The sequence below is a fragment of the Enterococcus sp. DIV1368d genome (assembly GCF_050542975.1).
Taxonomy (GTDB): domain Bacteria; phylum Bacillota; class Bacilli; order Lactobacillales; family Enterococcaceae; genus Enterococcus_D; species Enterococcus_D casseliflavus.
In genome coordinates, this window is the sequence record NZ_CP172939.1 from 1,984,992 (window position 1) to 2,007,450 (window position 22,459).

General features: G+C 41.8%; 18 protein-coding genes. 5 read left to right on the plus strand and 13 right to left on the minus strand.

Features of this window, described 5'->3' with window-relative positions:
• Positions 1–10: 10 nt before the first annotated feature.
• The 6 genes from holA to IGJ44_RS09270 all read right to left on the minus strand — a co-directional run bounded on the left by holA (position 11) and on the right by IGJ44_RS09270 (position 8,500).
• Positions 11–1,030, minus strand: a complete 1,020-nt coding sequence (gene holA / locus IGJ44_RS09245) for a DNA polymerase III subunit delta (protein ID WP_034869424.1) — start codon at positions 1,028–1,030, stop codon at positions 11–13.
• A 31-nt stretch (positions 1,031–1,061) separates the two neighbouring features.
• A complete protein-coding gene (locus IGJ44_RS09250) occupies positions 1,062–3,305 on the minus strand; it encodes a DNA internalization-related competence protein ComEC/Rec2 (protein ID WP_430605651.1) in 2,244 nt (747 codons plus the stop codon).
• Positions 3,277–3,774: a ComE operon protein 2 gene (locus IGJ44_RS09255; RefSeq protein ID WP_005230159.1), complete on the minus strand. Its 498-nt coding sequence runs from the start codon at positions 3,772–3,774 to the stop codon at positions 3,277–3,279. Before IGJ44_RS09255 ends, IGJ44_RS09250 begins: the two co-directional genes overlap by 29 nt.
• Before the next feature lie 93 nt (positions 3,775–3,867).
• Positions 3,868–4,509, minus strand: a complete 642-nt coding sequence (locus IGJ44_RS09260) for a helix-hairpin-helix domain-containing protein (RefSeq protein ID WP_167827042.1) — start codon at positions 4,507–4,509, stop codon at positions 3,868–3,870.
• A gap of 87 nt (positions 4,510–4,596) precedes the next feature.
• Complete coding sequence (locus tag IGJ44_RS09265; RefSeq protein ID WP_430605652.1) at positions 4,597–7,191, minus strand: family 78 glycoside hydrolase catalytic domain; 2,595 nt, start codon at positions 7,189–7,191, stop codon at positions 4,597–4,599.
• 19 nt (positions 7,192–7,210) lie between these two features.
• On the minus strand, positions 7,211–8,500 hold the full coding sequence (locus IGJ44_RS09270; RefSeq protein WP_167827044.1) for a PTS sugar transporter subunit IIC: 1,290 nt from the start codon (positions 8,498–8,500) through the stop codon (positions 7,211–7,213).
• 167 nt (positions 8,501–8,667) lie between these two features.
• Here IGJ44_RS09270 and IGJ44_RS09275 point away from each other — a divergent pair, with 167 nt between their 5' ends.
• Positions 8,668–9,693, plus strand: coding sequence for an AraC family transcriptional regulator (locus IGJ44_RS09275; RefSeq protein ID WP_010749643.1), 1,026 nt, complete (start codon positions 8,668–8,670; stop codon positions 9,691–9,693).
• Positions 9,694–9,811: 118 nt separating this feature from the next.
• On the opposite strand, the gene IGJ44_RS09280 is transcribed toward IGJ44_RS09275, so the two are convergent.
• Complete coding sequence (locus IGJ44_RS09280) at positions 9,812–10,852, minus strand: CAP-associated domain-containing protein (RefSeq protein WP_167827045.1); 1,041 nt, start codon at positions 10,850–10,852, stop codon at positions 9,812–9,814.
• Between the two features lie 194 nt (positions 10,853–11,046).
• On the minus strand, positions 11,047–12,846 hold the full coding sequence (locus IGJ44_RS09285) for a penicillin-binding transpeptidase domain-containing protein (protein WP_430605653.1): 1,800 nt from the start codon (positions 12,844–12,846) through the stop codon (positions 11,047–11,049).
• 170 nt (positions 12,847–13,016) lie between these two features.
• Between IGJ44_RS09285 and IGJ44_RS09290 the strand changes: the two genes are divergently transcribed.
• Together IGJ44_RS09290 and IGJ44_RS09295 are read left to right on the plus strand one after the other, a co-directional pair.
• Positions 13,017–13,685, plus strand: coding sequence for a response regulator transcription factor (locus IGJ44_RS09290; RefSeq protein ID WP_430605654.1), 669 nt, complete (start codon positions 13,017–13,019; stop codon positions 13,683–13,685).
• Positions 13,675–15,126 carry a sensor histidine kinase gene (locus IGJ44_RS09295; RefSeq protein ID WP_074535265.1) on the plus strand — a complete coding sequence of 484 codons (1,452 nt, stop codon included), beginning with the start codon at positions 13,675–13,677 and terminating at the stop codon, positions 15,124–15,126. Before IGJ44_RS09290 ends, IGJ44_RS09295 begins: the two co-directional genes overlap by 11 nt.
• A gap of 191 nt (positions 15,127–15,317) precedes the next feature.
• Here IGJ44_RS09295 and rhaM read toward each other — a convergent pair whose 3' ends face one another.
• Positions 15,318–15,650: an L-rhamnose mutarotase gene (gene rhaM, locus IGJ44_RS09300; protein ID WP_074535264.1), complete on the minus strand. Its 333-nt coding sequence runs from the start codon at positions 15,648–15,650 to the stop codon at positions 15,318–15,320.
• A gap of 153 nt (positions 15,651–15,803) precedes the next feature.
• Between rhaM and IGJ44_RS09305 the strand changes: the two genes are divergently transcribed.
• Positions 15,804–16,661, plus strand: coding sequence for an AraC family transcriptional regulator (locus tag IGJ44_RS09305; RefSeq protein ID WP_074535263.1), 858 nt, complete (start codon positions 15,804–15,806; stop codon positions 16,659–16,661).
• A 48-nt stretch (positions 16,662–16,709) separates the two neighbouring features.
• Here IGJ44_RS09305 and IGJ44_RS09310 read toward each other — a convergent pair whose 3' ends face one another.
• Genes IGJ44_RS09310 through IGJ44_RS09325 form a run of 4 tightly spaced genes read right to left on the minus strand, consistent with a single transcriptional unit; the run spans position 16,710 to position 21,322 of the window.
• The gene (locus tag IGJ44_RS09310; RefSeq protein WP_074535262.1) at positions 16,710–17,747 is read right to left on the minus strand and encodes a rhamnose ABC transporter substrate-binding protein; all 1,038 of its coding nucleotides are present in this window, start codon (positions 17,745–17,747) and stop codon (positions 16,710–16,712) included.
• On the minus strand, positions 17,734–18,756 hold the full coding sequence (locus IGJ44_RS09315) for an ABC transporter permease (protein WP_074535261.1): 1,023 nt from the start codon (positions 18,754–18,756) through the stop codon (positions 17,734–17,736). The genes IGJ44_RS09310 and IGJ44_RS09315 overlap by 14 nt, the downstream gene beginning before the upstream one ends.
• Complete coding sequence (locus IGJ44_RS09320) at positions 18,756–19,781, minus strand: ABC transporter permease (RefSeq protein WP_270290279.1); 1,026 nt, start codon at positions 19,779–19,781, stop codon at positions 18,756–18,758. Before IGJ44_RS09320 ends, IGJ44_RS09315 begins: the two co-directional genes overlap by 1 nt.
• Positions 19,781–21,322, minus strand: coding sequence for a sugar ABC transporter ATP-binding protein (locus IGJ44_RS09325; protein WP_074535260.1), 1,542 nt, complete (start codon positions 21,320–21,322; stop codon positions 19,781–19,783). The genes IGJ44_RS09320 and IGJ44_RS09325 overlap by 1 nt, the downstream gene beginning before the upstream one ends.
• A gap of 247 nt (positions 21,323–21,569) precedes the next feature.
• On the opposite strand from IGJ44_RS09325, the gene IGJ44_RS09330 reads away from it, so the two are divergent.
• Positions 21,570–22,451 carry a helix-turn-helix domain-containing protein gene (locus IGJ44_RS09330; protein ID WP_074535259.1) on the plus strand — a complete coding sequence of 294 codons (882 nt, stop codon included), beginning with the start codon at positions 21,570–21,572 and terminating at the stop codon, positions 22,449–22,451.
• The last annotated feature ends 8 nt before the right edge of the window (positions 22,452–22,459 follow it).

The following is a 22,459-nucleotide window of genomic DNA, read 5'->3' on the forward strand; positions in this document are numbered from 1 at the left end:
TCTTTTTAACTTACTGTTTGCCATGTTTTAAAACAAATAGCTGGAACAAATACTCTTTGTCCATCTGACCACTTTTTACTAAGTAATCATTTTCGATCAATTCACTATATAGTGCCGCTAATTGCTTTTCTCCAAACCCCCGAGCTTGCTGCATCGCTAACTTCACTCGGTACGGATGAATCCCCAACGTTTCTGCTATATTGGCTTGCTGGTAGCCAATTTTCATCAAAATCGCCGCCTGTAACAGCAGACGGACTTGGCTGATCAAGATAGCATTGATCTTGATCGTCTCTTCCCCTTGCAATAATAGATCGTCATACAAGCGCAACGCATCCGATACGTTCCCCTTTAAGACATCGCTGGTTAATTCAAAGACATTGTGTTCCAACGTCTTAGGGATCAACTGCAAGACGATCTCTTTCGTAATTTTATTGCCATTTCCTGCATACAGCCGTAGTTTCTGTAACTCCTGCATCGCTTTTGATAGGTGCAGATCCGTTAACCGTAAAAACAAATCAAACGCCTCTCGGCTCATTTCGATGCCATCATTGGCCAACGACTGTTGGAGATACTGACGCACGTCGGCTTCTTTCATAGGTGCGACATCAATCACAACTGCGGCTTTCTTCAACTGCTTAGTAATTTTTTTCCGTTCATCTAATTTATCGACATCTGCAAAAATCACCATTACCGATGATTCCAATGGGTCTTTGATATAATTCAAAAAATCATCTAGGTCATGCTCAGGTGCATTGCTCTTTTTTTCAGCCGTTAAGAAAAATGGCCGCTCAACGAACAGTAATCGCTGATCGCCAAAAAAAGGCAACGATTGGGCTTCTTGGATCACCATATCAAGGGGATCTTTCTCCATGTCAAAGGAAGCAAAATTCAGATCATCTTTCCCAACGGAAAAACGCTCCAAAAAGGCCGTGCGAACTTGCTCTTGTAAAAACATTTCACTGCCGATGACCAGATAAATCGATTGCAACTCCTTGGTTCGAATTGCTTGCAACGCTTTTTGTAATTCCATCGTTCCCCCCGCTTTCATTCTTATCCTACCATTAGTCAATCGGATAGTCTAGCAGCGTTTTTATCAAAAATGATTGTTGTTTTTCAGACCAAATAAATTGGATCATGCCTTGCTGATCGGTTCGCAAAACGGTCTGATTTACCAACGTTTCAAGCACCTCTTCATGAGGATGCCCGTACCGATTGTTCCGTCCACTTGAAACGATCCCGAATTGGGGATCGATTGCCGCAACAAACTCAGGTGCCATCGAGGTTCGACTGCCATGATGCCCTAGTTTCAATACATCAACCTTTAAATTCGGATAATCATGAATTAACTTTTTTTCCCCTGCCTGTTCGAGATCGCCAGTAAACAAAAATGTTTTATCCCCTACCTTGGTTTTAATCACCAGCGAATCTTCGTTTTGTCCTGCACCTGATTCTGGTGCCAATACTTGCAACTGAAGGAAATCACCCACCACTTGGCCAACCGTCGTCCAAACAACGCTTGTCTGCTTAGGCAGTTCGTTTAAAAGCTTGGCGATGCGGTGATCTTGTTCACTTCCTGGTACAAGATATAACGTTTCAACAGGAATCGCCTTCATCAATGCTAGCGCATCTCCCATATGGTCCGTGTCCCCGTGAGTTAGAAACAAACCAGTAATCTTCCTGACTCCCTCCCCTTTAAAAAAAGGAATCAATGTAGATTCCGCGGCAGCTTGTCGTTTGCGCTCTTGCCAGTTTTCTTTCGGAAAAGATAGAGAACCTCCAGTATCGATCACATAAACTTCGCGATTTTTTTCTGCCTGTAAAACGATACTATCGCCTTGACCAACGTCGACATAACTAATGGTGGGTAAAACGCGATTCTGTTGAAAGACGATTGGTACAACAAGCGAAAAACAGATCACCAGCAGCCACCGTTTCTTTTGGTAACAGAGCAGGCCAAGCAAACAACAACTAGCTGCCAATCCTGCAGGAAGGGCACCCACCGTTATCGATACGCCTCCTACAGCGCCCACGGCAACTTCCATAAGTAATAAAAGCTCTTCAAAAAGGGCAATCAGCCCACTGATTGTTGGGAAAAGCGTCCCAGCAATGAACATTAAGAAACAGGCTGGCAGCAAAACCAATTGAAAAAACGGTAAAAAGACAAACGTCAAAAAGCCCCCAAATAATGGAAATTCATAAAAGAGCGAGACAATGACAGGCGCAGCCAGCACCGTGAGGAGCTGACTGCGCCAAAACCACGTCAATTTGATTGGTCGCTGCATCATTATCAGGAAGGTCATCAAAAGACTTAGTTGCCCCGATGTTTGAAGCAATACTTTGGGATCAACGAATAAAAGAGCCGTTAAGACGATCCCATAATGATCACTTGCCGATAGCCGTCGTTGATAAAGAGTGGTCACTTGAGTAACCGACAATGCCAAGACAGCACGCCAGACACTAATGCCGCCGCCACAAATCCCAATTACGACCAAGAAAAAGACCCCCATTGGCAACAGCATTTCTTGTTGCGTAAACCCCAATCGGCAGAAGCATCCGCGAAACCACTTGAAAAATAAGACGACATGCATTCCTGAGATCGTAAAGAAATGCAATAAGCCACTCGCACGATACATTTGACGTACTTCTTGAAAGTCATGGTCTTTAAAACCAAAGAGCAACGCATTGATATAGGCTGCTGAGCGTTCAGGAAAGATTCGTTGCACAGAAGAAATAACCTCTGCTCGAATTTTTGCAAGCGAAAAGCCTGAGTCTGCTGCTTCCATTCCTACCATTTGCTCGATATGGACTGTGCCAATAATTGATCGACTGGCTAGATAGGCAGAATAGTCAAACCCGTGGCGGTTTCGTGGTTTTTCAGGAAGAGAAAAAAATCCATTCACCAGCAGCTTTCTTCCCCAATCGGATCGATCCTGCCATTGCTGTTTTTCAGTCTCTGAAGAAATCGTGTAACGGCCAATCACTTTACCTGCGGAAGATTTTGCTTCAAACGTAAGCAGATCGCCATTGATTTTGATCGTGTCTGGCAACACATTGACTACCCCTTGATACTCACCTTCTTGTATGTTTCCAGTCCGAGAAAGACAGACGCGGACACTTAACAGCAACAGTCCGACAAAACAAATCATGCACAAAAATGCTTGTCGTCTTAAGACAAGCATCCCGAAATAATAAAGTGCAATGAGTCCCAGTAAGATGGACTGCACATAGTAAGCAGTCACCGAACAAGCGAAGATAATACTAAGAAATAAAAATGAATCAGTTCTCTTTTGTTGGTTGTGCATCATTCAGCACACCAAATGAAAGTTTTTCAAAATACACCGGATCAAGTTCAACTTGGTGGACGGAAGCACCTACTTGTTGAATCAATTCCATTGCATACTGATTGTTACGATAGTCATTCAAATAATGGATCGTTTTGACCCCTGCTTGCAAAATTGCTTTCGTACAGGGAAGGCAAGGAAAATGCGTCACATAGATTTCCGCATTGTCTGTTGACACCCCTAATTTTGCACATTGCAATAAGGCATTCATTTCTGCATGAATCGTCCGAATACAATGGTCATCGACAACATAACAGCCATCGTCGATGCAGTGTACATCGCCACTGACTGACCCATTGTAGCCTCCAGCGATGATTCGGCGATCTTTGACTAATGTAGCGCCGACTTCAAGTCGGGAACACGTACTGCGTAAAGAAAGTAAAACAGCTTGCGCCATAAAATACTGGTCCCAAGGGATTCTCGTATTGCTCATTCATTTGCTCCTTTGCGATTGATTAGTTCTATTCTAATCGAATTTCTTGAATTTTCAACCGTCATTTCTTAGTATTTCTTACTTTTATTTGGTTCAGTCCGTCACTGTAATCATCTCTTTCAAGGACTCAAAGGTCTTCTCTCCGATGCCTGTGATCTTTTTTAGGTCATCAATCTGTTTAAAAAAGCCATATTCTTCGCGGTAAGCGATGATTGCTTCTGCTTTTTTGGCACCCACGCCTGGCAGTTCTTGCAGTTGCTGCGCATTGGCTTGATTCAGATTGATTTGTGTCACTGCTGTCTGGCTGCCACCTACTCCTGAAGCATTCATCTCCGTAAACGCTTGATCCTCTTTATGCGGGACGATCACCATCTGTTGATCTTGCAGCACCTGTGCTAAGTTTATGGCTGTTTCTAACGCCTCTTCTGTCAGACCACCTGCTTGTTCGATCAATTCATACATCCGCGCACCTGATTTTAAACGATAAATGCCCGGTTGGTGCACTTCTCCTTTGACATCGATAACGATCTCATACTCTTCATCGTGAAGACCATCTTCTTGAAGGGTTCCACCTTCCCCCATTTCAGACGATTGACCTTCTGCATCTGCCATTGATTGCCAGTTTGTTTCTTTGTTTTGCGAGAACGGTACAAACCAGATGATCAGCAAAACCATCAAAACAGCACCACCAACTGCAAATCGCCAATAGTCTTTGAGCAGCTTCCATTGATCCATTTTCACCACCTCATAGATGAAATACGCAAAAAGTAATCAAGGACAGAAAAAAAGTCAACACTTTCCACGTGTCGACTTTTTCACCAGCTAAGAAGTAATCGTATAGTGACAGGTAACTTTCTTTTGACTCCTCACATCCTCTATTTTCTCGCTGACTATTCTAAAACCTTTCATCTGACTGATTTCATAGCCACATGTTCGTGGCAACTCCACCGTTAAGCGAACGGTACGATCAGTCTTTTCCCAGCTTAAAGTTACTAGTCCAAACGTACTTTGTAAGGAGCCTTTGACATGGGCTACAGGTACATCGAAGGCTGGTTGTATCAGTATCCCAGCGCTTGTCATCTGAATGCCTAATAAATGACGGACAAACCAATACCCATAAGAAGCAAACATGGCATGATTCAACGAACCCTCGTAAGTGGCTGAATGTTGCGGCGTTGGAAAATGTTCCATCAAAGTGCCGTTTCCGCTTGCCAGCATTGCTGCATAACTAGGTGCAGATTTCCTCGTTAACCAATTAAAAATAATATCATTATAGCCAGCTTCAGCCAGCAACTGATAACTCCATGCCATCCCGAAGATGCCGAAAGAGAAAATCCCCTCTTGCTGCTTGATCCGTTGTACTAATTTTGGCAAGATTTGTTTTTTTTCACTGAGTCCCGTTTTCATTGCAAAGATCATGCTAGACAAGGTGCCCGCACCGTATTGCTCATTTCCTTTAGAAAACTGCTGTTTGATTTGCTGTGTCGTGTACTGGATCGCTGCTGTCACTCGCTGACAATAGTCCTCGTTACCAATGATCCTCGAGTCGATCAATTCTTGGTAACGCTGTAGTAAAAGCAGATACATGCAGGCAGAGCAAAAGGACTGATCTGGCGAAGTAATGACCCCGTTTTGCTGAGTTTCATCAATTGCTCCCCAATCACCGAGGCAGCACTGGGCGATATAATCAAAATCAAAAGCGAGTAAATAGTTGAGGTGCCGTTCCAACTGTGGACGCAGCTTGGCAACCGCTGCTTGTTTCCCATAGGTCTTGACCAATGCCAAAGCAAGCTCTGAAACTACCAATTGCCATCCTAACGCACCACCACCATTTGATGGACCATTTGTCATGATTCCTACAAATGGCGCAGTTGCAGTCATTGCACCATCTGGTCGTTGGTCGTTGGCAAAATCCCACAACACTTTTTCCAACAACGGCTCAATCGCCAGATCTGCCATCTGTGTTGGCAATAAAGCGACGATGTCTCCCCCATATCCGAACCGCTCACGGGTGCAGTCCTCAAAATACGAGTGGATGTTGTTCAACCGCGTGGCTTGGCCAACCGCCCATAACTGATTCAAGAAGGGATCGGAGGTTTCAAGGGTTACCAACGATTTCACATCCGTATGCAGGCGATAGGCTTTGATTGCGCCCACAATCGCTTGAAGCTTGTTAGCAGGTTTCGTCTCGATCAACGCATAGCGAAAGGAATGATACGTGTAGCGATTTTCAAAAACGAACGTCCTCGCTGCCGTTTTCGCAATGATGTCTCGTTGAACGATGGGATCATCTGGCTGCTTCCCTTCATAGGGATCGTATATGCCATAAGTTCCACTGATCGTAGACGTATAATCTGGGTTGCCTTGCTCATCTAATGTTTCTGCATAGCTGATTCTGATCTGACCAATGAAATCTTTCTCAAGTGTACAAGCAAATTGACCGCTGATGATTTGACCGAAGTCAATGAGCAGTCCCGCTGCAGTTTCGGTCATTTTTTGGGGAACGATCGATTGTGTGCGCTTGATTTTAGGAATAAAGCTTGGCTTAAAACGTCCGGCGGGACCAGCAATTTGTACCGTTTTTCCTTCTGATCGAGGATCAGGTACATCGGTAACGATTTCTCCTATATAAAGATTGTTTTGCAAATAAGGCCCAAAACTACTTTGCCACTGATTGTCTGAGTAAATGTAGCGATTCTCTCCTCCGTCATTTAACTGAAGCTCCCCCCAGAAACAAGGTTTACCGATCGCTAGTTGTTTGCGGATGTTATACCGACCTAAAATCTCAATCGGAGCAGGGTTGTACCAGCCATTCGCAAGTTCAACTTCGATCCGATTGTCTCCCTCCTGTAAAAAATCAGTTAACTCATAAGTATCATAGTAGACGACTCGATCATAGTTCGTTACATCACTGTTTAAATAAACATCTGATACGGTTTTACCATTAACAGACAAGCGATAAAAACCAAGCCCGCAGCAATCGATCACTGCATAGGAAGGACACTTTTCCAGTGTGAAGGAGCGGGACAAGCAGCTATTTTTCTCTTCTGAAAAGTAAAACCGTTCTTTTTTAATTGGATCATCTAAGCGAGTGATCCACTTGCCCATGGTTTCTTTAGGTTGCTCACGCTTTTCTATCGTGAAAAACAAACTGCTGTAAACGGTGACATCGCTTCCTGCTCCTGCTGTCAATTTGACTTGATATTTTTTTCGCTGTGGATGCTGTGGTAAGTGGACCGCCATTTTATTCTCAGAAGCGGCTATGTTGGAAACGTCATACACTGCTTGCTGCTGTTCATTGAAAAGTTGCAATCGATAGCCTTGGTGATTGGTCATCGACCACTCAATAAGGACCGGATCATTTAAATCCACTGTTAATGGCTTTGTCTTCCCGTTGATAGTTATCGTTTCTTTCATAGGCTGCTCCTTTCGTGGGTTATTGTGCTTCTTCAATACAGATCTGCTTATCAGCAACTTTGATAAATGGCAACCAAATCACCGTTGCGATCACGATCAAGACGATTTGTAGCAATGCGCCCATGATACTACCAGTGACAAAATAGCCGCTAATGATCGGCGGAGTCGTCCAAGGAATTTGTGCAAGCCCTGTTGGGATCGGGACTAACCCGAAATAAAAGGCAAAGTAAGCGACGGTCGTTGTGACGGCATTCGCAAAAACAAAGGGAATGAGAAAACTGAAATTCAACATTAACGGTATCCCGAACAACGCTGGTTCACCGATATTGAAAATATAAGGAACACTAGCAATTTTTCCAACCTCTTTGTACTGTTTGCTTTTTGCTACGATCAAAATAGCAATGATCGCACCGACGACCCCAATCGAGGCAAAATGATTCCGAAAGCTCATACTGATAATATTCGTTGGAATCTCTCCGGCCACTGATGCCACACGATTTTGATCTTCAAGGACTTGATGGATTGGGTCCATCACTGCTTGAATGATCGAAGTTCCATGAAGGCCAAAAAACCACAAGAATTGCTCGAAAATTTTCACAACGACCATTCCAACTAGGGAGCCACCTAACATAGTTAATGGAATCCCAAGGGTCCCATTGATCAACGTCATGGCATCACTGTTAAATAAGGCTTCGATGATGAGTCGGATGACCCAAATCGTCGTGATGACAAGAAAAGATGGAATCACCGATTCAAATGGTCCAGAAACAGCTGGTGGAACCGCTGCTGGCATTTTGATTTTGATTCCTTTGCCCTCAATTTTTTTATAAAGAACTGTACTAAAAATACCGACAATAATCGCTAAAAACATCGATTGCGCGCTAACGCGGGTGATATCTAAAAAAGCCCCTGCTTCCATTGCATCCAACGGTGTTAATAGTAAAAAGGAAACAAAAGCAGTTAAGACACATTGCAAAACATTTGTTTCAAGTTTTTCTGCCAGTGATTTTGCGAGGGAAATGACAACTAGCAAACCACCGATTGCGAGTGTGGCATTGTTGACATAGAGCAATTTCTCTTGCCAGACACTAGCATCTTCTGTTCGCAACACCATAGTAATAAAATCGGTCACTTGTTGGATCGGAAAAAAAGCAATAATTAAAAAGATCGACGCAATAAAGGTGAATGGCATGTAAGCTAACATTGCATCCCTAACTGAAGTAATATAAATATTCCCATTGACTTTACTTGCAAATGGACCAAGGGTACTTTGGATCTTATCCCCTAATGATGGTTTGTCGTGGTTCATGGTGATTCCCCATTTCTTTCGAATTTGCTGGTACTATTGACTATTATTATCATCCGGATTATGATAATTGATAACGCTACCATACAAGTATTATATACTATCTCTACCTGTCTTCAATGACGATACTCTACTATTTCATTGACTATTTTTTACCTAAGGAGAAAGCTATGGATAAACAAAACATTCTGCAGCAGTTACAACAATTGACGACTACTGAAGAAATAGCCCTTAAAAAGACGCAAACCCTTCCATACAATTATGAGGATTTCAAGAAAGTCTACACTGAGAAAAATGAGCCAATTTACCAATATACCTTCGAAAAACACCTTTCTCGTCTCATACGAAAACGACCGCAGGATAGCGGATTTCTTAAGACAAGCCAGCTATTGATTTTAAAACATGCACGCTTTTCTTCTACACCACTACATCAGCATGATTTTATCGAAATGAATTATGTTTTTTCTGGAACAGTCACGATCATGATCAATGAGAAAAAAGTGATCCTAAAGGCGGGTGACTTTTGCTTACTAGATACTGGGGTGATCCACCAAATTATCGAAACAAATCAAGACGATATTGTTATTAACTTTTTGATCAGCAAAGAGTACTTTTCCACGCAGATGCTCAGTCGGTTGGCCTCCAATAGCATGATCGCCGATTTTGCCATCAATGCGTTATCTGAAAGCCAAAAGCACAATCAATATCTAGTGTTTGAAACGAGTAACAACGACTATTTGATTGATGCGATTTTCGGGGTCTTGGCCCAGTTCTTCAATCCCTCCTTCGGTTCTCATGAGGTCATCCATTCCTATATGATCATTATTTTTTCCGAACTTGTTCGTAATTTCCAAGAAAAACAACGGATCGAGTCGCAAAACAGTGACCAATTGTACCTCGGAGAAGTGTTGGACTATCTGGAGAAACATTTCGCTACTTGCACACTAGCTTCGGTTGCGGAGACATTTGGATACAACCCGAGCTATTTGAGTCGCCGTATCAGTCAGCAGCTTGGTCGATCCTTTGTGACGATCCTTCAAGAATTAAAACTCAATCAAGCCAGTTTATTGTTGAGAAACTCTTCCCTACCTGTGGAACAAATCGCACACCAAGTCGGCTATAAAAATGTCTCATTCTTCTATAAGCTGTTTCAAAAGAAGTATCAGTGCTCTCCTCATGCCTACCGTCAAAACTAAACAATACTGTTGCACACCATTTTATCGACAAAAAAACACTGCTCACTTGATGCTGCTAACGCAGCAATCTCAAATGAGCAGTGTTTTTTAACTAATCAGTTTCACGCAATTCAGGAATTTACGACGCCGATCCTCGGTGATACAACGTTGTATAATATGGCTGTTCGCTAGTATCGATCGCAATACCGATCCCGAGAAATTGATACTCATCGTTTAGAATCGTTGCCCGATGTCCCTCTGAATTCATTAAACCTTGATGGGCGTAAATACTGCTGGCCTGGCCAAATGCCAAATTCTCCCCTGCAGCAGTGAAGCTGATCCCGTCTTCTTGCATCCGATCAAATGGAGTCGATCCATCTAACCCGATATGGTCAAAGTATCGATGTTCTGCCATATCTTGGCTATGCTTCACGGCGGTCTCACTGGTTGCTTCGCTGAAACCAAGGGGTGACAAACCAAATTTCACTCGGGTGGCATTCGTTAATTCAAATAACTGTGTTCGTAAACCGCTTAAAATGGCGGTTTGATTTTGGCGAAAATCATTCGCATGGCGTGTTTCTAGGGAACGATTGATGATTTGGATCGCAGTCACTGTATCTTCGGCATGAACATCATAGAAAAAAGTAATCAATTGATCGTCTTGCAAGAACAGATCATAGTCGGCATCCGAATCGATGCGATACCGTCGTGATCCTCGTTGTAGACTTTCTTGACGCGTCCCCATCTGATTACGAACGCTTGCTTTTGAAGACCCGATACCTAGCGTGTCATCGATAAGAATCGTGTCTTGATTCGTATAGATCCCTTGCGCAATATCATGTTCATCGTACATCACCATCATGAAGTTACGAAAATCATCGTGATAGGAAGTCCAGTTCAGTCCATACCGATTCGCTGATTCATTGATCGCTTCCCCAAAGGTTTCTTCGATCACTTGTCGTGATTCATTATATAAATATGTCTGGGCAGGCGTTTCTGCCGCTGGCCTTGCTGAAGTATCTTGTGAAAGAGATAATTGGGACGAGAGAGATTGAGTGATCTCGTTGAGTCGGGCATCACGAAATGCCAAGCGCCCGTCTTGCCATGTGATCATCTGGCTTGCAAAATAAAGAAGCCCGATGAGAAAAATGCTTTTGATTAAAAATTTTATTTTTTTCATATGACACCTCCGTCAATGAATCTTTATGTGTTAACTTTAGCACGATCGTTTATCCATTCATCCCTAGATTGGATCGCTGATGCACCCTTCCTGTCTTTTCTAAAGACTATCATTCCTGTGGGAAGTTGACCAGCTGCATCATGAAATTTCTTAGATGATCTAGGTCTTTTTAAGCTCCTGTTAAGAAACTTTTTTTACTCACGAAAACTTTGCAGCGCCATCGAACGCTCCATCAAGGGATTGGCGATTTTAGCTAATGTATGTCGATCGTATTCTTCTGGTCGCTTGATGGTGAGGTAAAGAATAAACTGTGGATCATCCGTTGGGTAGATGGAGACCGCCGAATAAATATAATCAAACTCTCCCGTCATGTAGCCTTGACCATTCTCATTGGCGATCTGAGCAGTCCCAGTTTTGACAGAAATCTCATGGTTCGTCAGTTGGTATACATCATAAGCGGTGCCATAACGTTCATCCGTCACTACATCGGTCATGTATTCCAATACAGCATCAGCTGCTGCTTGTGAAATAGGCTGGGAAACGACTTCTGGAAAAACTTGGGTCTCTTCCCCTACTCGCCGAATCAATTGCGGACGTATCATCTCGCCACCATTGGCAAATGCACTAAATAGCTGCATCATCTGCATCTGATTGACGCCGATCGCATGGCCATAGGAACTCATGGCATAATCCACCCGATTTCTTGAAGGTAAGATCCCAGGCACTTCCCCAGGAAGCTCACTTCCTGTAACTTTCCCTAGTCCAAAATCAGTTAAATACTGTGCCCAATGCTCAAAACCGATCCGTTGCTGAAGTCGAACCATCCCTGTGTTGCTTGACCAAGCTAACGCTTGCCGCATCGTCAACTCACCATTTGCTCCTGAGTCGTGGTCATTGATGACTCGATCTTCAATCTGCATACTCACAGGATTGTAGCGTTCCGTCGGATCAAAAACACCTTCATCAATAGCGGCCGCAACGGTTGCCAGCTTCAAGGTCGAACCAGGTTCATACATCTCTTCCGTAAAAAGATTACGCCAAATAAAGTGTTCATCCGCAATTCCTTCTTGGGTCTCTGGATGAAAACTAGGTCTTTGAGCCATCGTTAAAATCTCCCCAGTTTTCGCATCCATCAATAAAGCCGTTAGATTTTCTGGTCGTGTTTGTTCCATAACTTCATCCATCACTGATTCAGTGAATAACTGCAGATGAGCATCTAATGTCGTCCAAACATCATTCCCATCTACTCCTTCTTCTACGGTTTGATTGGTTGCGGGAACAGGATTCCCTGAAGCATTGACTTGAAAGGACTCTCGCCCATTTTGATTCTTCAAAAAGTCGTTGAGTACATATTCTAATCCAGAAACTCCGACTCGGATCTCTTCATCATCTGACGTTGTCCCTATTAAATGTGAAGAAAAGATACCATTCGGATAACTGCGACTTGAACGAGCATCGAAATAGATACCATTGATTCCAGCTGCATCAAACGCCGCTTCGATTTGATTTCGAGTAGTCACACTTAGACCACTGCCAACATTGCCAAATTCCACTTGAAAGACAGGCGGATCTGTTTGATTCGCACCATCTGACAAGATTGACAAAACTTGCTCGTTAGAAATAGGTAAATACTCCGAAAGAATCGCTGCGGTCTCCTCAAAGCGCGCTCTGTCTAGATACATGGGTCGTCCATTATCAATGTAATCTTCAGAAAGAACCGCTCGAACAGTATAGGAAAGAATATCCTGTGCGATCACTGTCCCCTGCCGATCAAAAATCGCCCCTCGACTTGTTTCGATCGATCGTGAACTATAATACAAATTTTCTATTCTTTCAGACAAAGAGACGCCTGCAATCACGCCGACTTGAACAATGTAAATCAAACGTGCAGAAAACCCCATAAAAAGCGCAAGACTGATTATGTATAACCAATGACCGACTAGCTTACGATTTTTCTTTGCTTTTTTCTTTCTCACCATATGATAGTCATACATCGCCAAAGCGCTCCTTTCGATTGAATATACCTCTATAGTATTGGCTATTTGTGATGATCTTGTGAGGGAAAGAACAATTATTTTTCAAAGAGTCATTTTCCTATTAATTCAGCGATTATGCTGTGATATACTTTAAAAAATATAAATTATTTTTAAGGATGTGAATAAAATTGCAAAAAATATTGATCGTTGATGATGACACCCATATGCGTGCCCTAGTGAAAACTTATGCGGAGATCGAAGGGTATCTATGTTTTGAAGCATCAGATGGAAAAGAAACTTTGGAAAAATTAACCAATCATTCATTCGATTTGATCCTCCTAGATGTCATGATGCCGGGAAAAGATGGCTTTCAGACGCTTTCGGAAATCAGAGGAAGCTGTAACACGCCTGTCATTATGATTACCGCTCGAAAGGAAGAGTATGACAAACTCTTTGGCTTCAATCTTGGTGCCGATGATTATATTGCCAAGCCATTTAGCCCTAAAGAGCTGATGGCTCGCATCAAAGCTGTGTTGAAACGAAGCAGTCAGTTTCAGTTCGAAAAGATCGTTTTTGGTGATCTCGAAGTCAATGTTTTTTCTCATACTGTAACGATCAATGGGAATCCTCTGCCGCTTACGCCAAAAGAATTCGATCTGCTGGTCTATTTGACGAAAAATAATCATATCGCTTTGAGCCGAGAATCAATTTTAAAAGGTGTCTGGGGCTTTGATTATTTTGGAGATACCAGAACAGTGGATACACACATCAAGTCCTTGCGAGAGCGTCTAGGGGATTACCGTGAGTTGATCCAAACGGTATGGGGAGTTGGGTATAAATTTGATTATGAAGACTAGTCGGTTAGGTTTTACTTACATCAAAAGTAAATTACTCGTGCGGCTTTGGTCCGCCAATATGCTGCTGGTCATCATTGGCATCGCTTTTTTGTGGACTGTTCAAATTTTGCTCTTTGAACCAAATTATATCAATGTAACGAAAGAATCACTTTTAGAAACAGTTCAGGAAACAGCTGCCGCTATTGAAGAAATGGCAGTAGATCCAGATGATTTACCAGAAGAGCCATTACTTTTCCTCAGTAAAACGATCGTTGGGACTCTTTTCTTAGTCGACGCGGATGGCGAAATTCTGGCGGCATTTAACAATGGCCAACAATTAAACATAGATGGGTTGAGCAACGAATACAACTGGTTGTTATCTCACGCACCAACTGTCCTTGATGGTGAGAGCTTGAGTGCTGTAGAAGACTTTGAAAAGTCTTCTGCCATTCTTATTGGCGTTCCTACCACTCTTTTCCAACGCCCAGCTGCCCTTTTGCTCTCCAATACGATCACTCAAATCGAAGCGCTTCAAAGCTTAAATCGACAGCAACTCTTTCTATTCACCATCATATTAACTATTTTTGCGTCAACGATCTCCTTTTTTTTAGCACAGCATTTTATTCGCCCGATCAAAACCATCAAAGAAGCCATCATCCGCTTAACCAACGGCGAGCTTTATTCCGTACCCAAACTTAACCGTAGTGATGAATTAGGTACACTTTCTGAATCAGTTGCGGACTTAAGCACAGAACTTCAGCGAGTAGACGTGTTGCGCAAAGAAGTGATTGCCAATGTTTCTCATGAACTACGCTCCCCCCTCGCGTTGATCACTGGCTATGGGGAGATGGTACGTGATGTATCTGGAAGCGACGAACGCCTTCGAAAAGAACATATGAACCTAATTATCAGCGAAGCCCACCGCATGAGTGCTATGGTCGATGACATCATGGATTTCTCTATCATGCAAGCAGGCTACACACATCTTAAAAATGAAATCTGGAATACATACGAGGTGGTTTCCTCCGTCGTTGCTTACGCAAGAGGGATCGCCAATCAATATGACATCACTGTAGATTTTGAAGCAGATAGTAAGAATGGAAATGCTCTTTTTGATCGCATCAAAATGGAACAGGTTTTGCGTAATTTAATAAACAACGGCATCAACCATACACCTAAAAATGAACGACTCTTAATCAAATTAACGAATACATCTGCAGGAACAAAAGTTGCTGTCATCAATCCTGGAAAAGATATCCCTCCAGAACAACTCGAACTTATTTGGGAAAGATACCAACGCGTCCAACATCAAGCAGGACATAAAGAAGGAACCGGCATCGGCTTAGCGATCGTAAAAACCATTTTGACTTCTCATGCCTTCGAATATGGTGCTGAGTCGAAAAATGGCGTGACTTGTTTTTGGTTTGTTGTGCCGAGACTAGAAGATCATGCAGTTCTTTAATAAATGCAGCTCTTATATTTTCAGGCACATCTAAAAACCTCTTACAACTCATTTCCTGTAAGAGGTTTTTATAATTCGCTGATTTTCACTGAGTTTCAAGGACCTAACCATGAATAAGAGGTCAGAGTTAAGAATTAAAAGACATCCAACGCTTCCCAGAAATCTTGGGATTTTTTAAACAGATTTTTTGATTACTTATTTTTTCTATGTTCTTCCAGACGAAAGACATTCAACAATGACACAGAAACGGGAGAAGAATCAGGATTTGTTTCCATGATATCCTCCATAAATGCCCACCATTTTTGATTGACCTTCGTCCTTGATGCTTGTGCCCAAAGCTTCTCATCAGTTATTTCTAAAATACCAAACAAATCATTTGTCTTAGGATCTAAGTAGATTTCATAGCTTTGAACACCATGCTGGGAAAGCATATCTACCATTTCAGGCCATAACTCGTCATGACGTTTTTTATAAAGTTCTTGATACCCATCAAGCAATTTCATTCGGATCGCTTTTTTGATCATCACATCTTCACTCCTTCACTATTACCTGTCAATTTTATAATATATGATTCTCATATTCTTTTCGACCATACTTCTTTTTGGGGGATTTTAGCCTCTTGATAACCCTTACATTATCCGTTTACTCTTAAAATAGAAAAAATTAGGAGGAAACTTATGTCCTACTGGCAAAATGATCACCGAAATTGGTCACCAGATTCGCTTTATTTAATAGAAACACCTAGCCAGATGTGTAAAGAACTGCTTTTCTACGTTCAAGAAACTGGTCATTTCAAGGCGTCTAAACCTTATTTTACTGAAAGAGAAAATTACCCTTCCTACCTATTGAAATTTACCCATAGTGGGCAAGGAACGCTTTTTTATGAAGGAAGTACTTATACTCTTGAAAAAAATAGTTTCTTTTTGATCGATTGCAAAAGATACCAGCATTATTTCACCTCCAGTAATGAGCCATGGGAGATGGATTGGATTCACTTTTATGGTCTTGGTACAGAAACTTTTTACAACTATTTTCTTCGATCAGGATCAAATAAATGTCAGTCTGCAAATTCAAAAATTCCAGCCATCATACAAAAAATACAAAACCAGCTCTTGCAAAAAAGTGGTAAGAGCGAATTCAAAGTATCTTTGTTGATCCACGAACTCTTAAATGAGGTTATCCTCAACAAGTATCATTCCAATGATTTTGAGGATGACATTCCTTACCATATAAAAGAGATTCGTGCATATTTAGAAGCAAATCTCACTAGAACCGTTACCCTTGACGAACTAGCCACAGCTTTCAATCGTGATAAATTTCATCTCAGCAAAGAATTTACGAAATTTCAAGGAGTACCGCCAATCGAATACCATCTCTTAGCTAAAATATCTTATGCAAAAGAACTGCTGCGATTTACCTCACTCAGTATGAAAGAAATCAGTGAGGTAATCGGCATCAAAAACTCATCTTACTTCAGTCGTCTCTTCAAAAAAAGAACTGGTATGACTCCATTAAACTACCGTAAATCAGATTAAGATGCAAAAAGGTGCTTGTTTCCCTCAAGCACTCTTTTTGCTATTTTTTTAATAGACTTCTTTCCATTCGTCGATGTTGCTGCTATCAAATCGGAACGGCTCTCCTAGGAAGGACTCTGTGCCGCCATCAGGTGCTTCGGTGATTTCTTTCGTTCCTAAATCTCCTGCTTCAAATGTTTCCCCTACGGAACCGCTAATGTCTTCTTGTGCCAATGCTGTCAACAAATAACCGGTCATATAGCCAATATCGATAGGATTCCAAAGATACATATATGGGCAGACATCATTGTCAATGTATGCTGCCATTTCAGAAGGAAGCCCCAGTCCTGTGACTTTAATATTGTCCGAAACGCCTTTGTCTTGAACAACTTTAGCGGCAGCTGCGATACCGACGGTAGAAGGTGACATGATCACCCTTAAATCAGGAAAAGATTGCAATAATGCCTCTGTTTCAGAAGTAGATTTATCTCTCAGGTCATCTCCATAAGCAATTTTTACAAGCTCAAGTCCGGCATATTTTTCATCTTCTGCCATCAGTTCTTCCATCCCAGCAATCCAAGTATTTTGATTCGTGGCAGTACTGGTGGCGGAAAGAATTGCAAATTGTCCCTCTCCTCCTGCCAGATCTAAGACAGCATCCATCATTGCAACAGCAATCGCTTTCGGGTCGGCTTGATTTACATGAGCCTGTCTTGATTCTTGGTTGACTGCAGAGTCAAAGCTCGTGACAGCAATGCCTTGATCCATTGCTTGCTTTAATGCAGGCTGCAATGCGTTCTCATCGTTTGCTGCGATGGCGATTCCATCCACGCCTTGTGTGATCAACTCTTGAATTATATTGATCTGCTGCTCTGCCGTGGGCTGATCTGGTGTTTTTTCAATGACTTGATACCCTTGCTCTTCAATCGCCATCTTGAAGCCCTCAATCTGTTTCTCATTAAACGGGTTGCCAGCACTTTTAGCCACGATTGCGTAAGTTCCTGATGAATTCTCTACATTTCCAGCACTTTCCTGCCCATCGCCGCAAGCAGCTAAAAACATGACAGCTGTGGCGATTGATAAACCGATCCATTTACTTAGTTTCATTGATTGTCCCTCTTTTCATCCATTTAGTTGAGATTTTTGATAGATCAAACCTAGTAATTAAAACGCTGATAATCAGCAATACACCTAAAATCATCGTAATCGTCTGCGCTCGCAGATTGATGATTCCCAAACCATACCTTAAGAAACCAATGATAAAGGTTCCTAAAATCGGCCCAAAAACTTTTCCTTTGCCTCCACTAGTACTGATTCCGCCAAGGACACACATGGAAATCACTTCCAACTCGTAACCAGAGGCAATATCTGCCCGAACGCTAGACATTCTTGAAGACAAAAATAAAGCGGTGATTCCAGCCATAGCCCCCATTAGTGTATAGACGATTAAAAGATTCTTTTTCGTTTTGATTCCTGAAAACAAACTTGCTTTTTTGTTGCTTCCCATCGCATATAGTTCTCTTCCAAAAGCTGTCTTCGTCATAATCAAACAAAAAACAATTGCTGTAAAACCAAAGGCAAGAGCAATCAGCGGTATCTCCCCTAATTTTCCCCATCCCAATTGTTGGAACCAATCCGGAAAGCCTGAGATCGACTGATTCTCCAATAATATATAAGCAAGCCCTCGGTAAATCGTTAGCGTTGCCAAAGTGATGATCATCGTTGGCAACTCAGGAAATAAATTGACGAGGATCCCGTTAAGCAAACCACAGACAGATGCCAGTATAAGACAGGCAACGATGGCAATTACCATAGATCCGGTCTGCTGATAAACCAGTCCCATGCCGACCGCTGATAAAGCAACGGTTGAACCGATAGAGATATCGATCTCCCCCAGAAGTAAAATCATCGTCATAGGAAAAATCATAAAAGATTTATCAAGGAAATTCATCATCGCTGTACTTATGGAACCTGCGTTTAAATAATTTGGTGAAATCATACTGTTCATTATCTGGATCCCCACCAGTATCAAAAGCAGAATAAATTCCCAAGAAAAAAGAAATCTCATCCATGGGGATTTTTCATAATCTGGAACGGTCTCTTTTCTTTTAGCCATTACAATTCTCTCCTTTTCAGTGCGGCAGCATCCGACCGGCGTTTCATTAATACATTCATTACAATAGCAGCAACGATGACCACTCCTTGAATCGCATCCTCCCAAAAGGTTGACGCATTTAACAACGGCAAAGCATTATTCAAGATACCGAAAAGTAATGCCCCCGTAATCAAGCCAGAAATTTTCCCTACGCCTCCATTAACACTAACACCCCCTAATACGCAAGCTGCAATCACGTTTAATTCATACCCAGAAGCAGTATCTCCTTGTGCAGAAGCAAACTTACTGACCCATAAAACACCCGCTAAGCCAGCAAGCAAACCATTGAGCATGTATACAAGAATCAACGTTCTTTCTTTACTGATCCCTGTGATCGCCGTAGCCTCTTCATTGGATCCCACAGCATACATGCGACGTCCACTTCTAGTAAAATTCAAAATATAATAGAAGACTGCCAGAACGATGAAAGCTGCCCAAATCAAATGATTTATACCTAAAAATGAACCTGTTGCGATCTCTTTAAAAGCATCAGTCATTTGAAAAGCACTGACCCATTGATTATCACCAACGATGTAGGTTAAACCGCGATAGACATTCATCATCCCCAGTGAGGCAATAATCGGCAGGATCCTTCCTTTGGCAATCAAAAGGCCTAAGACCAGTCCTGAGAAAAGCCCCACGAAAAGCCCCACGAGCACGGCAACTATAACCGGGATGTTCGGAAAATCTCGGATAAAAACCGCTGAGGACATCCCAGATAAAGCAACGACTGCCCCCACAGAAAGATCGATTCCGCCTGTGATCAAAACCATCATCATTCCCACAGCCAAAATAGCCAAAATAGAAGTGTTGGTCAACATATCGGTCAAATTGACCATTGTCAGAAAACTGCTGTTTTGAGTTTGGATAAATACTGATGCTACTAAAATAAATAAGATCAATCCAAGTTCCCGTGAATTAGGAAGTTTATCTTTTAATCGCTTGATACCAAATCCGTTTTGCTTTTGCAACTCATTAAGTTCCATTACAAAACCTCCTTTATTTTTTCAGAGTTGCTGGACACCTTCTCAACATCCTGGGCGATCATCGCAAGGGCCAGAATACGTTCTTGTGTGGCTTCTTCCACTGACATCTCGCCAGTGATTTTCCCTTCCTTCATGACATAGATACGATCAGCCATGCCCAAAACTTCAGGCATCTCCGAAGAGATCATTAGAACTGCATAACCTTTAGAAGCAAGATCGCTAACAATTTCATAGATAGCCGCTTTAGCTCCGACATCTACTCCTTTCGTCGGTTCATCGAGAATGATCAGCTTCAAAGAAGAGGTAAGCATTTTTGCAACAACGATTTTCTGCTGATTCCCTCCTGACAACGTGGAAGCTTTATCTGAGATACTTCGACACTTAATTCCCAGCTTATTCGATAACTCCTGAGCCAACTGATTTTCTTTTTTGGGCGCTAGCCAAATTGAATTGCTAATTTTTCGCATGTTGGAAAGAGTAATATTATCACCGATCGAAAAATCTAAAATCAGCCCTTCTTTTTGACGGTCTTCCGGTAGCAGACCGATTCCATGAGAGAGCGCATGGTTTGGATTTTTCGGAACGAATTTTTCCCCATCCAGATAAATCGTTCCCTGATCCGCTTGGCTGATTCCAATAATCGATTCCACTACTTCAGTTCTTCCAGCCCCTACTAAACCGGTCAGAGCTACGATTTCTCCTGCTCGAACACTGAGATTAATATTTTTGTAATAGCCAATCTTCGACAGCTGCTCCACACGAAGTACTTCTTCTTTGGGAGTCAGCGTTTGTTTTGGAAAGAGTTGGTTGATTTCTCTGCCAACCATCGCCACGATTAAATCATGGTTGGCGATTCCGTTCACATCCCAACATCCAATATATTGTGAATCCCGAAAAACGGTGACTTTTGAAGCAAGGCGATACATGTCTTCAAAACGATGAGAGATAAAAATGATCGACTTACCCTCATCTCGCAAGCGTTCCGCCAATTGATAAAGCTCTTCACTTTCAGAAGCAGTCAAAGCTGCAGTAGGCTCATCCATGATAATGATATTGGCCTTCTGCGAGAGCGCTTTTGCTATTTCAACGATCTGCTGCTGGGCGATTGAGAGCTCTCCCATCCGATCTTTTGCAGAAAAATTAGCTTTCAGTCTTTTGAGAAGACGATCCGCCTGCTCATTCATTGCCTTCCAGTTAAGTGTTTTTAGTAAACCGTTCGTCACCTCATGCCCCAAGAAAATATTTTCTGCAGCAGTCAAATCAGGATATGCGACGATGTGTTGGTAAATGGCAGCAATTCCCGCTTCTCTTGACTCGGTGGTATTTTTAAAACATACTTTCTTGCCGTTAAGATAGATATCACCTTCATCCGGCTGGTGGACGCCAGTAATTACTTTGATAAAGGTTGATTTTCCTGCACCATTTTCTCCCATCAGTGCATGAATCTCGCCTTTGCCTAATTTGAAATGGACATTATCAAGTGCTTTGACACCAGGGAATGTCTTAGTGATACCTTTAAGCTCTAAAACTGTTTCTGACATCTTCTTTCATGACCTCCTTTGAAATCGTTTTCTATAACGAAAAGTATAGACTGTATATGGTGAGGAAACGAGGGGGATTCTTTGGTTCAGTGAGTGTTTTTTTTTCGAAAAATCAGCATAAATGACACTTTCTTGGCATCATATGTTCCAATATTGTCAAAGCGCTTTCAACGAAAATTATCCTTTCTAAAATTTGCTATAATTTCACCTGTACTGAGTGGGAGAGATTAGCAAAGGGGTGCATATAATGAACGAGGAGAAAAAAAATCAGCCACAAACCCTTAAAGGCGAACAGTCCTTTAAAATGACTAAATTGAAGGGTTCCCCTACAGTGATTCAAAGAAAATACTACGAGGAGGCCATTTTTATTTATGTAAGAAGTGGTCAGGGTTCGTTATTTATTGAAAATACTTGTATTAAAATCAATCGGTATGACTTCGTAATGATCTCGCCTTCCATTCCTTTTCATATCGATCAGTCAGACAATGATGTGATCATGATTATTCAAGCACCACCTAAATTTATTAAAAAAGATCTTTTTCCAGCCTTAAAAAATAACGAACAAGTAAGTCCTTTTTTCTTTCCATTCGTTTACGAGACACCAATGAAAACACCTTACATATATTTTAAAAGCCGAGACACCTCACCGTTAAACTCTTTCAACAATTTTTACTACGAGTGGCAAAAAAAAGACAAAAACCCTCGAATCATTACTTTGTTTTTGGCAATCATGATTGAAGACATCAGCCAGTCCTACGAGATGATTACATCCTGCAATCTTTTCAAAAAAGAATCGGTGGATATTCAAGGAATCATTGATTATATTGAGCTACACTTAAATTCGATCACACTAAAAAAATTGGCACGTCATTTTCATTACAATCCCACTTATCTATCCACATTTTTCAAAAAGAATACATCCATGAAATTTTCTGATTATGTCAAGATGCAAAAAATGAAAAAAGCTAAGGAATACTTGTTGCATACTGATCATTCGATCGATCAAATTGCTATCTTGTTAGGTTACTCTGATCGCAGTCAATTCTTTCAAGTCTTTAAAGCCTATTATGGTATTTCACCCAGCGATTTTAAAAAAAGTCGACGTTCTCATACCTTTTGTGACAAGTAACTTCATGA

Bases quoted from the DNA above. Each gene is read 5' to 3' on its own strand.
- rhaM (WP_074535264.1), bottom strand. From the start codon at position 15,650: ATGATCAAAAAAGCGATCCGAATGAAATTGCTTGATGGGTATCAAGAA.
- IGJ44_RS09310 (WP_074535262.1), bottom strand. From the start codon at position 17,747: ATGAAACTAAGTAAATGGATCGGTTTATCAATCGCCACAGCTGTCATG.
- IGJ44_RS09255 (WP_005230159.1), bottom strand. From the start codon at position 3,774: ATGAGCAATACGAGAATCCCTTGGGACCAGTATTTTATGGCGCAAGCT.
- IGJ44_RS09295 (WP_074535265.1), top strand. From the start codon at position 13,675: ATGAAGACTAGTCGGTTAGGTTTTACTTACATCAAAAGTAAATTACTC.
- IGJ44_RS09320 (WP_270290279.1), bottom strand. From the start codon at position 19,781: ATGGAACTTAATGAGTTGCAAAAGCAAAACGGATTTGGTATCAAGCGA.
- IGJ44_RS09280 (WP_167827045.1), bottom strand. From the start codon at position 10,852: ATGAAAAAAATAAAATTTTTAATCAAAAGCATTTTTCTCATCGGGCTT.
- IGJ44_RS09315 (WP_074535261.1), bottom strand. From the start codon at position 18,756: ATGGCTAAAAGAAAAGAGACCGTTCCAGATTATGAAAAATCCCCATGG.
- IGJ44_RS09275 (WP_010749643.1), top strand. From the start codon at position 8,668: ATGGATAAACAAAACATTCTGCAGCAGTTACAACAATTGACGACTACT.
- IGJ44_RS09265 (WP_430605652.1), bottom strand. From the start codon at position 7,191: ATGAAAGAAACGATAACTATCAACGGGAAGACAAAGCCATTAACAGTG.
- IGJ44_RS09330 (WP_074535259.1), top strand. From the start codon at position 21,570: ATGAACGAGGAGAAAAAAAATCAGCCACAAACCCTTAAAGGCGAACAG.
- IGJ44_RS09305 (WP_074535263.1), top strand. From the start codon at position 15,804: ATGTCCTACTGGCAAAATGATCACCGAAATTGGTCACCAGATTCGCTT.
- holA (WP_034869424.1), bottom strand. From the start codon at position 1,030: ATGGAATTACAAAAAGCGTTGCAAGCAATTCGAACCAAGGAGTTGCAA.
- IGJ44_RS09260 (WP_167827042.1), bottom strand. From the start codon at position 4,509: ATGGATCAATGGAAGCTGCTCAAAGACTATTGGCGATTTGCAGTTGGT.
- IGJ44_RS09325 (WP_074535260.1), bottom strand. From the start codon at position 21,322: ATGTCAGAAACAGTTTTAGAGCTTAAAGGTATCACTAAGACATTCCCT.
- IGJ44_RS09250 (WP_430605651.1), bottom strand. From the start codon at position 3,305: ATGATGCACAACCAACAAAAGAGAACTGATTCATTTTTATTTCTTAGT.
- IGJ44_RS09285 (WP_430605653.1), bottom strand. From the start codon at position 12,846: ATGTATGACTATCATATGGTGAGAAAGAAAAAAGCAAAGAAAAATCGT.
- IGJ44_RS09270 (WP_167827044.1), bottom strand. From the start codon at position 8,500: ATGAACCACGACAAACCATCATTAGGGGATAAGATCCAAAGTACCCTT.